At 45.7% G+C, this 12451-nt stretch carries 2 protein-coding genes; both read right to left on the bottom strand.

Going from position 1 to position 12451, the window contains the following annotated elements:
- Positions 1-142: 142 nt before the first annotated feature.
- Positions 143-4147 carry an OmpA family protein gene (locus Q4486_RS11945; protein WP_303519576.1) on the bottom strand — a complete coding sequence of 1335 codons (4005 nt, stop codon included), beginning with the start codon at positions 4145-4147 and terminating at the stop codon, positions 143-145.
- Positions 4144-11910, bottom strand: a complete 7767-nt coding sequence (locus tag Q4486_RS11940) for an SdrD B-like domain-containing protein (protein ID WP_303519575.1) — start codon at positions 11908-11910, stop codon at positions 4144-4146. The genes Q4486_RS11945 and Q4486_RS11940 overlap by 4 nt, the downstream gene beginning before the upstream one ends.
- Between the last annotated feature and the right edge of the window lie 541 nt (positions 11911-12451).

The following is a 12451-nucleotide window of genomic DNA, read 5'->3' as shown; positions in this document are numbered from 1 at the left end:
GAGAACTTAATTAAGCACTGTAGCTAAGGCGAAGATAAATCTATTCTGTGATAAGCCAAGAGAGAATAGACTCCCGCTCGCCTAAAGCGACGCGCAAGAGACTATCCATATCCTAAAACTAACTCTGAGTGCATGCCATCACTTAGTATTTACCCACTAGATTGATAAACCAACCTTTGGCGTCATAATCCAAGTCAGTAAGATCATCAGTGAACTCAGTCGCATTGTAACCAACACCAATTTTGGTATTTTCATTCACATGTCGGTATATAGCACCTAAGAAACCATCACGGGAGTCATCCGCTGCATTCTCCGTACGACGCCTCCACTCTAAGGCCATATCCCACTCTTTAACGACATGGAAATCACTACGAATTATCACTAAATCACCTTCACTTGAGAACCAATCAGCACTGTCATCACGGCTATAACGTAACTCACCTAAACGGTAAGCGTATTTACCCCCCACAGTCCATTTAGGAGTCAGATCATAGGTTGCATCGACCGCAAACACCTGACTACGCTGTGCATAATCAACCGTTCCACTTTCAGAAGGCGTAAGTTGCTCTGGCGCAGCAAGATCATACAAATAGGTATATTTAAATAGCAGATTCAGCTCATCATTATCTACTGGACGATAAGCATAACCCCATGAACTTTCAATGTATTCGCCATCGAACTCATCTCCTCGACTTGAATTACTGTAAGACAGGTCTAGCTGTGCGATAGCCTTCCAATCATCATTAATATCCGTTGAGTAGTTATTACGCATTAACCAAGTAGTACGCTCTTCGGTCAAGCTTTCATCTTCACGATACTCCAACGCTCCGGCGTATCTATGATCATCCCCTTTGTAACTCAGGCTACCGGTTACTGCCACACGTTCTATTTCGCTAGTAGTTTCCTCATTCAACTTACCATGCTCTAACGATACACCGTAATGCCACTTTTCCGACGGCGTATAATCGACACCGTAAGCTTGCATTAAGCCTGGCTGATCACCTGTCTGTAATCGACCTTCTGCGTAAACCGACGTGTCATGGGTAATCTTAGAGCGAACACCACTAACAAGCTGCCCGTTGCGACTACGATTACCATTCTCCAAATCGTCCGAGTCTTGTGAATAATTGAGGTATAGACTAGTACGATCTGACCATTGGTAGTTAACACCTAGCTTGGCACCAACCCCTTGGTTACCCGTAGATATTTCTCCATTTGCCGTCGCCTTTTCAGTCAGCTGACGTTCGGTTCCAACCCCTATGCGGTTGTTCTTACCACGTTCCTGATCTCGCTGAACCGTTCCCTGAATAAAGCCCCAGTTAGTGGTTTCCGGATCGTCACTATGAATAAGTTTTACTGCGATATCGTCACGACTACCTTCATCAACACTACTGCCTGATTGCGAGTCATGTCGGAGACCAATCCCCATATCCCAAGATTCATCAAGACTGACAATATGACTAATTTCAGCGACTTGTTTATCGTTGTTCCCATCGGTTTTAATTTCGTCATACTCAAATGCGATTTTCGAATCATCATTTAGGTCAGTAGCATAACGCGCACCAGTTTTCAGTGTATCTGTATCAGTCAAACGCCCAGGCGCTGAGAAGCCCGCCTCACGCGACTCAATATAAAAACTCCCTTCCCCTGATGCATTTTCATCCCCAGTAAGATCTGCCATAGAAAAGGAGCCATCAATACGACCCGCATTGGCAGAACCACCACTTTGCATTTTCTCGGCGTAAATAAAACCGCCATCATCTGAAATAAACTCGCTAAAGCCATTACCATGAGTATTAGCTATTTCAATATTCAACTGCGTGCTATCGGACTGACGATAAGTGAAGTCTAATCCCCTTAGCTCTTGCTTTTCACCGTTCTGGTCTTGATTACTTACAGTCAAACCAAGTTCAACATTATCGTTGAGCCAATGACTTACTCGACCATAAGTTGCCATATCGGATAAGTCCGTAGTACCCGGTGTATATTCATAATTAACGACCAAGTAAACCGGATTTCCCGCAAGGCTCCCCGCTTGTACTAAACCTGAATTAGTCGCTGTGGACGACAAGGGCTCACTTAATAAAATACGACCTTGAATTGCATCAATATCGTAATCATTACCTTCCGTCAGCGTAGTGTTTGACAACACCTCACCGGAATCTTTATCACGAATTTCAAGACTAACCAGTTCACTCCCGGTCGTAATGTCCTGATGTCGAAGGAAATAGACCGAACCACCTGTGCCACGATAATCCTCGCGCGCCGCCAAAGTACCGGGTTCAGCTACAAACACACGAACTTGAGTGGCATTCTCGTTATGAGCGACCTGCGCTTCACTGTTATAGTGCAGTTGAGCACCATAGAGCGCACGATCCACCTGACTAAGCTGGGTATCTTTTTGAGATTCTTTAAAATTACCCCAGAGGATATGAGAGCGTTCATCTTCCACTTTTACATAAAGCTTACCTTGTGTCGGTGCATCTTCATGTAATGACGATCCATCACCAAACGTTGGCCAATGACGAGAGGTATCCAAGCGACGCAATAAAGCGCGAGAATTTTTTTCATCAAAGTTAGATAGCAGTTGACTCAACTCTTCCTCACCAGTATCGGCACTAGCGGTCAATCGGTAACGTTCGTTTAATGGTCCCTTAGCATAAAAGGCCAAACGACCATCCACATAGGTTTTACCATCTTTATAATGTGGATTGTCTTCGTTAAGTAACTCAGCGGCTCCCGTGGTTTTATTTTGCCCTAAGGTTAAATCAGCAAAGCCGACGATGAACCAGTCATCTTGGTTCAATTCAAGGTTGCGATAATAACGCTGCTGTTCGTCCCCTTTAGCAGTAAGCACCTCAACGCGATGATAACCTTTTGGCAAGATCTGCTGAGCAACCGCTTTACCTTTATTATCAACCGGAACGGGCGAACCAAAAACAAACAAGGAGTGTTCATCCAACTCTTTTACGTTTACCGTCACCATACCGCCACTGACAGGGATTTTTTCCTCCCTCAGACGACTTTCACCATAACCAGCAAACTGTACACTTTGAGCATCTTCCGATGTCGGTTCTGACATTACCCAGATAGGTAACAATTCCGTTTCGTCATAACGCTGTTGATGGTCATAAACCCTCAACTGATAATAAAACTTATTCGTTTTAGTCAGGGTGTTTTTCCACTGGCCCTGCAGTTGTTGGTTTAAGGGTACTGTAGCAACCAGTTTCCCTCGTTTGTCCAAAATTCTAACTTCTGCTTTCTTCACCCAAAAAAGATAGTTGCTATAACCTTGAAACTCGAGGGTTTGTGAAGGCCCTATACGCCTTGTTTGGGTACTGATGTTCAAACGTTTATGTAGATTACGGCTGTCATACTGAATTTGAATCGCATTATCAGCTAATTGAACATCCTGACAGCGCTGCTGGTCTGCGACCTGAGCCGCTTCGCCCCCAGTCGGCTGACCATCAATACTTATCTGTAAATCTGACGTTGGTTGCCCTGATCGTTCACAAATAAAAGGCTCAATAACCTGCACCGGACGTGACCATACGGTAAAGGTCACTCGACGGTTTTGCGCCATACCTTCTGCCGTTCTATTAGTAGCAATGGGAGCTGAATCGCCTTGGCTCTGAGCACTAATCTGAGTATCCGTTAAGCCGAGCTGTCGCTGCAATAATTCGGCCACCGCTTTTGCTCGGTACAGACCCAACTCATAGTTATCCTTGAAGTATTGTCTCGACCTTGCCGATAAACGCTGGCTATCGGTATGACCAACAACTTCAATACGGACAATATCCTGTCCACGTAATGTTGAAACTAATTGTTCTAATGGCCCAAGATCCGTCGGGTTAACTTGAGCTAGTCCCGACGCAAAATGAAAGCGAAGGTTACTGGACTCAACCTGAACATTATCTTTCGATTGTCCCTGCTGTTCAGCCGTTTGCTCTTCCACACCCCAAAGTGTGTACGTTTTAGCAACTAACTGCTGCTCTTGATTGTTTTCGTAACCATGAATAAAAACTTGGTTATCATCATCCATCGCCCCGCGATCCGCAGACACCGTTTTATCATTATCCGACCACACCAATGAGGAACTACAAATTGCACTTAAACCGAAGCTTAAAAGAGATATTTTCTTATTCATGACTGTGCCTCCACTGACAGTACAGGCTCGATCATTTCAATCTCGATATTTAGGTCATATCCTGGTTTATCTAGCCTTTTCCATAATTCTTCCCACAATGTTTTTATGTGGTTACTAACCTGACTTGCACGAGCAGAAGCGTCACTTTCATCTTCTTGCTGACCTCGTTGATAACCTATACGAAGGACTGCGGGCTGTTGCTGTAAAATCTCCAATAATTGGTCAAGTTTCTCATGATGTTTGTCTGCGATCTCGTCGCCTTCAAACATGCGCTGATTAATATCTAACCGCACAACTCGATGCAGACTGGCACCAAAGTTAAGCTTACTGATCTTACCTTGAGTAAGACGAATCACTCGGGGATTCTCGGTAGTAACTCGGTACCCTGAAGGCAAGGTCTGAGGGTCTAATTTTAAAATGAAATTACTACCCTTCAATTCATCAGGCACCGCCGCACAAGCGATGTGATACCGACCATGCTTATCCGTTGTAATAAGCTCGCCATTGACGGTGGCAACACGCACCCCAGGCAGACCCGGCTCACCCTTATCTTGATAGCCATTAGTATTTTGATCATCAAACACTTTGCCAATAATATCGCTACACTCGAACGTAGGGTCCGGCACTAACTGTACGGTAGCAGTCGCTACATTTGAGGCCCGATTATTCTCGATAGAAGCCCAGGCCTGGTTGACATATTCACCATCGCTAACCCCTGTGCCGGGTACTAATAGCAAAGTAATTGTATGAGACTCACCCGCATTAAAATCTATATTGCTCCACGTCAGCGCACGCCCCTCGACCACAGGTTCTGACGCCACCCCATCAATACGGGATGAGCCTGCAACATACTTGAAACCGGGCGGGGTTTGGTCAATTAACTCAACATCCTCAAGCCCCACAGCATAAGTATTGATGGCCTGAATAGTGTATGGAATCAATTCACCTTGGCTTACTGCATCTTTCGCGGCAGTTTTAACCATATTGATTGCACCGCCCAAGACCGGATCCAAGGGAATATGATTATTCAGCACGTTGCCCGAAGGTAACCCAGGATCTAAAACAAAAGAGAAAAAGTATTGTGTACTATTCGCCCCTGCTGCGAACCCAGCTGATGTTGCAGGACAAGCATTAGCATCATGTACCGCTGCACTAGAAACCGGTGCTGTATTATTGTTTTGTACTAATGCAGGATTTGGCGCTGCACCAACCGATGGCGTATTAGTACAAGCAGGAATAAAGATCGACTCTCCGGCCAGATAACCGCTAGGTGATGTCACTGAAAGCGTATAAGTTCCAGCAGGCGCCCCCCCATTGAGCAGGAATTGGTACAGACCAAGATTGGATGTCGTTTGCGACAGATTACTGCTACCACCAATAAGGTGAGTATCCGCATCAAAACCGGCAGGGCCGCTAAGCGTAACGACAGCCCCTTCAACCGGTTGACGACTGATCGCGTCATAAACCACACCACTCGGATCTACAGGTAAACTCTGTTCCTCAACCGTCTCACCTGCAAGCAAGGTCATATTACTTAAAGTAAAGCCTGTATTATCTGCCCCAGCAGGATTCGCGTTATCGTCATCAACACCTGGGGTAAAAACAGCACCGCTTTCATTAGGCACAGGCTGGCCCAAATTATTACCTGTGCTTGGCTCTTGGAATTCAACTTCATAACCACTACCCGGTGAAATATTAGTAAAGCTATAACTGCCATCACTGCCAGTCGTTGTAGTGGCCACGGTTTCACCATTGCGTTTTAACAAAACCTTCCAGTTTTCGAAATGAGATTCACCCACATCACGAATACGGTCATGGTTATCGTCACGCCAAACATGGCCACTAACACTCGCACCGGCATTAATCGCGGCAGGGTCCACATCCGTATTATTACCTTGCAAATGACTCGGTTCATTTCCACCACTAACGACTGATTCAGCATTTAGCACTTGGCCTTCCAAGCCACTACCAACACTGACATCAATAAAAATATCTTCTCCACTGCCGCCAGACGTGATCTCTGTGCTACTAGTACAAGTCACCTCTTGACCCGCGATAGAACAATTCCAATCACCATTCGATCGTGTCCCTGTAGGAGTAATTCCCGCAGGAATAGTAGTGACAACAGTCACTACGCCATTACTATCTGCATCACCAATATTAGATGGGGAGACGGTGTAATAATCATTGGATGAACCCGCAGCCAAATCAGCTGGACTATGGGTTAACTCCACTGTTAAATCGACAACGCCCGAAGGTAGCTCCGCAAAATAGTTATCCCCCGATACTTTGCTCGTATCAGAAATAGTGACATTCGAAATACTACTAGGTGTGGTTGCTGTATTAGTGGCCGTACCGCCCCCGCTTCCTGCGGTAGTAATGCCATTCGTTGTATCTGCTGGCTGATCCGGCTGAGTCAGGGTGTAGCTCCCTGCTGGAAGATCATCAAAAGTAAAATTACCTTCATTATCCGTCGTGGTAGTTTCATTAACGGGGTTGCCGTTAATATCAGTACCGGTCAAGTTGATAGTTTGGCCATTGATGCCATTATCACTACTATTGGGTGAACCATTGTTGTCGTAATCAACAAACACCTTGCCCGAGATACGTCCACTATCAGGAATTTCAGCAAAGTTATTATCTGAAACTGTCGTATTCGGCGGCAGAACGATTGTGCTAATCTGGCTTGGCACTGCCGTTATAGCTGAAACTGATCCGGTCGTACCTCCATTACTTACCGTACCTGCCGTCGTGATGCCATTAGCCGTACTATCCGGCTGATTGGGTTGCCGAATACTGTATGTGCCGGGCGCTAAATCAGTAAACTCATAAAAACCTTCACTATCTGTAGTTGTACTGGCAATAACATTATCACCACTGTCCAACAACTCGATCGTTTCACCGATCAGTCCAGTATCCGCGCCATTTTTAATGCCGTTATTATTTTCATCCTTAAACACATAACCGCTTAAGGTTGAAGGCACTACTTCAGCGAAATTATTACCTGTAGCACCACTAACTTCAGCAGAACCACCATCATCATTAAGTACGATACCCGTGATCTGGCTCGTTATATTAGTAGGGTTAGCAGCGGAACCAGCAGTACCAGTACTACCGTTATTGGCAACAATGTCTCCGGCACTGGCAATACCATTTTGCGTACCTGTTGGCTGCCCTGTTTGGCACACTGAATAAGTGCCAGCAGGTAATGAGCCAAAGAGATAATTACCCGAGGAGTCGGTTGTCGCAGGATTACTAACACCCGCAATCGCCACCAAGGCACCGCTACAGGAAGCACCTGATATCAGCGAAACCTCAGCGCCGGCTAACGGCGTATCTGTAGCGGTATATATGCCGTCTGGTGTGACATCATTATCCTGAAAAATTCGACCACTGATATAACCTAGCGCACTAACAAACAGACTGCTGTTCGTGGGTGACGGATTGCTACCAGCCGACGTTTCTAAAGCTCCTGCTGGGATATTATTGACGTGCTCACCTGCAGCAGTAGCCGTGACGTCAACACTAATTGAACAACCCCCTGCTGGAATACTGGCCCCATTGGCGTAACTTACCGAATTAGCACCGGCATTCGCCGTTACTGACGCTAAGGTACAATCAGTACTCAAATTAGGTGTTGTAGCAACAAGCATCGCCCCTGGAGAAGTTGGTAACTCATCCGTAAATATGGAGCTTAACGTAATAGCGCTGCTATTTTCGTTAGTGAAATTAATAGTAAGTGTTGATACTCCCCCACTCGGAATAACAGCAGGGTTAAACTCTTTTAATACCGCCGGTGGCGTTGCAATAATAAGCTCTGCTGCTGTGCCCTCTTCATTGCTCACCCCTTCGTTCGTAGTAATTTCACTAGAATCTATATCATTGACATAACTGCCTGATACGTTACTAATAACATCAACACTAACTGTACAGCTGCTGGTCGCACCCAAAGTGGCTCCCGATAATTGCACGCTGGTACCAGCAGCGGTGGCATTCACAGCGCCATCGATACAGGTTGTCGATGCATTCGGGGTTGGCGCTATAGTGACACCACTAGGTAAGGCATCCACTAAATTCATACCGCTAACCGCTTCATCATTCGGGTTCTCGATATAAATAGTCATGGTCGCTGGCGTACCAGCTAAAGTAGTAGCTGAATCAGTTGTAAACCCAGCGGGGTTACCAGCATCCAACGTCTGGTCCTTAAACGCCACATGAGTAACTAGAGGTTCTTTGGCGAACAGTTCTGCAGAGGCAGGTTCTTCGTTTGTTGCTGATGAGCCCCCTGACGTCGCAACAACGGCACCAGCAGGGATAGTGTTTACGTAGGTTCCACCTGTATTAGTAGTAACATCTATTTCCAAATAACAGGTTGAAACTGTTGTCCCAACCGTTCCAGCTAGGCTACCACTCGTCAACGAAACCGAATTACTGCTGTAGTTCACCACGCCCCCCAAACAGCTTGTTTGAGGATTAGGGCTTGCAGGAACGGTAACGTTTGCAGGCAACGTATCAGTAACAGAAACCTCGTTGATACTGAGAGGCGTGGCATTGTGAAGAGTTACGCGTAAGCGGCTACGCTCACCCGGCTCAATGACGGCAGGAGTAAACTCTTTAGTCACGCCAATATTGCTTTGCGTTGTTAAACTAGTGGTAGCGGCACCATTATTCGTGAGCCCTTGATCCGTGACCACCGCTCCCACAGGAATAATATTAGTAATACCACCCACCGTTTTCGCGGTAATATTCACACTGAAAGTACAACTACCATTGGCGGGTAAAGAAACGCCACTAATGGCGACAGATTCTCCACCACTTTCTGCACTCAATACACCATTAGGGCAATCAGTAGTTAACCCTGGTGTAGTAGCGACAACCATACCGTTTGCCGCAGACCCCGATAGACCGTCTACAGTAAAATAGTCAACCACCTTTAGACCCGTAGTCTCCGCCGTACCATTGGTTAAAGTGACCGTTAATTGACTCTCTTGACCAGGAAAAGCCAATGTACTTGGGTTAGTGGTTTTGGCTACAGCAATATTAGTCGCCGCAACGAAAGTTAAGGTTGCATTCACCGCGGTCGTATTGCGAATTCCACCATCGGCGGTAATATCGCCTGCAGCGAGCGTATTGATCCAATTGCTGCTGCCTGTAGCAACAACATCAAAAAGAACATCACATGAACCATTACCAGCGATATTAGCACCGGTAAAACTGATAGATGAATCGCCTGGGTTTGCTGAGCTAAAAGAGGAACTACCCGCACAAGTGGTGTACGCATTAACTGGATTTGCAAGCGTCATACCGCTCGGCAAATTATCCACCAGCGAGGCATTAGTGAGCTGAGTATCGCTCGTATTATTTAAAGTAATACGAACGGTGCTTGTTCCACCAGAACTAATAGCACTAGGCGAGAACTCTTTATTGGCACTTAAAGCGCTCAAATAGGTTAATGTTGCCGTATCTGTATCAAAAGGATCCAGAGTATCTGTTACACCATTAGCAAAGGTTTGGGTGCCTGCAACTTGTGCTGTATTCGGATAAACACCGGCTGGGCCAATAACATCAACACTCAAACTACAACTACCCGATGCGCCTGTACCTGTATCTTCTCGGGCAGGAACGATTGCACCATTCATAGATACTGATGTTGCACCTGGTGTAGCAGTGATAGTAGCAGGGCCACAGGTACTAGAAGCATTCGCTGGACTGGCAACTTGAAGCTGCCCACTACCATCCGTAGGGAAAGTATCGGACAAGGAAACGTTCGTGAGAGGGTTAGCCGAAATATTTGATATTATGAACGTTAGTGTTGTAATTGTACCTTCTGAAAGGGTCTGATTTTGAGTTCCATCAAAACGTTTTGTCGCTGACGCAACTGTTGTTTCAACCGCAGTAGAACCTGATGAGCTCGTACTACTCTGATTACAATTAGCGCCTGCGTTATAACAAACATCACCGGCCTCAAGCGTATTTTGTGTCGATGAACCATCCACCGCTGCACTATCGGTCATCGCCCAGAAAGTCACACTACATTGACCCGGTGTATTCTCGTCAGTACGTGTAGGAAGTGTCCCGATTACAAAGTCAGCGTCGGTGTCCCCAAGAGCACTATTAACTGTCAGTCCAGAACAACCGGTACCCGATAATATCGGGGTAAAATTGTTACTTCCTATAGTCCCCGCCAAGAACGTCATACCCGCAGGCAAGGAATCCTTAATAGTGACATTATTGATATTTGAATTAGTAAAATTCTGCGTAGTAATGGTGTATTTAACAGGACTTCCCGGAGCCGCTTTTGTTGGCGAGGCTGATTTCAACACCCGTAAATCGTCTGCGACTAAAATTGAAGCTGAACGGGTACGGCTGACAATTGCAGGATCACCAACATCCACCGCTCCTTCAGGGATCAGGTTTGTGTAAGTGATCGGTACACCCGCACTGGCGACCGTGCCCACAAACTCCACCGTAATAGAACAAGATCCACCCGCAGGGATGACCCCACCTGTTAGCTTAATACCTGTATCGTTATCAATGGCAGTAACTGCGCCGCCACTACAAGTTGTTAACTGGTTAGAAACTCTTAACCCGGAGGTGTTGTCGTTATCAACCCCATCGATCGGTGAATCCTCGAATTCATTGACAGTAAGATCAGTGTTTCCCGAGTTAGTCAGCGTAATAGTAAAGGAATCTGTTTGGTTGTTAGATAAGCTACTATGGGCAAATGATTTATTAACATTAAGCGGGGAAATAACTGTAATATCTGCCGTCGCATTAGATTGCGCAGGAAGACCAATATCATTGGAAAAATCGGTACTACGGTTGATAGTATTAGTTTGAGCACCGGTTGTGTAATCGCCATCGGTAGTAGCAGCTTCTATATCAACAGTGATCGTGCACAGGCCATTACTGCCACCAGATTTGGCGGGAATCGTACCTGTAACCGTTATACTGCCATCCCCAGAATTTGGGCTAAATGTTGGCGACGCACCGCCATTATTGCAACTGGCCGTCGCATTAGGGACTGCTGCCACCTTGATGATGGCATTACCCCCTAACATTGGGAAGGTATCAGTAATGCTGAAGCCTTCAAGGTCGACAGGGTTAGTATTGCGTAGCTCAACGGTTAAGGTCTCGGGATCACCACCGAGAACGATATTGGATGATGAAAAGCTTTTTACAATCGAAGGCTTTGTTAACGCGCTAACATTAATACTTTGACTCACTGTACCCGTATTAGCGACGGCTCCTCCATCATTACCGGTCACAGCACCATCAGCAATTTCGTAAGCGTATGTTGCACTACTACCCGAAGATGTACCCGCCGTTACAGGGACCAAAATGGTACAGGTTCCATCAACACCATTTGACCTTGCAGGAATAACCCCGCCACTTAAATTGATCGCTTGCGAGTCAGTAGTCGCAGTCAAAACACCACTACCCACCAGAGTTGTAGGTCCTGAAGGGTCATAACAGCTATAAGTCGCCAACTCACTGATTTTTAAACCATTCGGCAAAGTACCAGGCAATGAGGTATTAAATTCAACATTACTTACCTGAGCCCCAGCATTACTGTTAGCCAAAGTGATTTCAATAATGGTTACTTCACCTGGATAAATCCCCGTCGGCTCACCACTTTTTAGTGTGACCGACGCACCCAAAGCCGCTACAGCCTGAGAAGGCAGTACAGGTAGGACAGAGATGAACAGAACGCCAGCGAACCTGGCTAGTCGATTGATAGAAAAATGCTTTGAGAAATTCACGACAGTCCCTTATTTAACTAAATATTTAGTCCGTAAAACGAGCTCTAACTTCGTACCGATAATAATCCTCGGCACTTTTTTAATAGTTATTTGAAAGTAACGATTGCCTGTCATATCAAACAGACGCTTTAATTTTTATATTTCATACTCTTATTACTCATCAGTGCGACTAACCGGTTTACATTGAAAGTCCGTCTATTTTTCAGCTGAGAGGGAGATGTCGTCCAATATTAAGCCCGCTATTTAACCCACCTGATATATGGCTGATTGATCAAGATCAGCGCCCCACAAAAACCCCTTAAAAAATAAGGGAAATGATGATCGCCGATAGCTCCTGAACGGAAGATGAATGCCTTTCACATATTCGATCAAAAAGTGTGCGCCATTCACTCAAGGAGTTTGACTCATAAAGCTGTATATTCTTGCCTAATAAAATCAATGAGTTAAAAAACTTGCGCTGACAGCACAAGTTTCAAAAATGATTAAAACGCTTTACATCGTAAGCAAAGAGGTAGTTTTTCGGTGTTACCCATACACAGTT

This window comes from Neptuniibacter sp. 2_MG-2023, assembly GCF_030547495.1.
GTDB lineage: Bacteria > Pseudomonadota > Gammaproteobacteria > Pseudomonadales > Balneatricaceae > Neptuniibacter.
This window is presented reverse-complemented; position numbering and strand designations above follow the sequence as displayed.

Excerpts from the sequence above, each read along its gene's own strand:
- Q4486_RS11945 (WP_303519576.1), bottom strand. The coding sequence starts at position 4,147 with ATGAATAAGAAAATATCTCTTTTAAGCTTCGGTTTAAGTGCAATTTGT.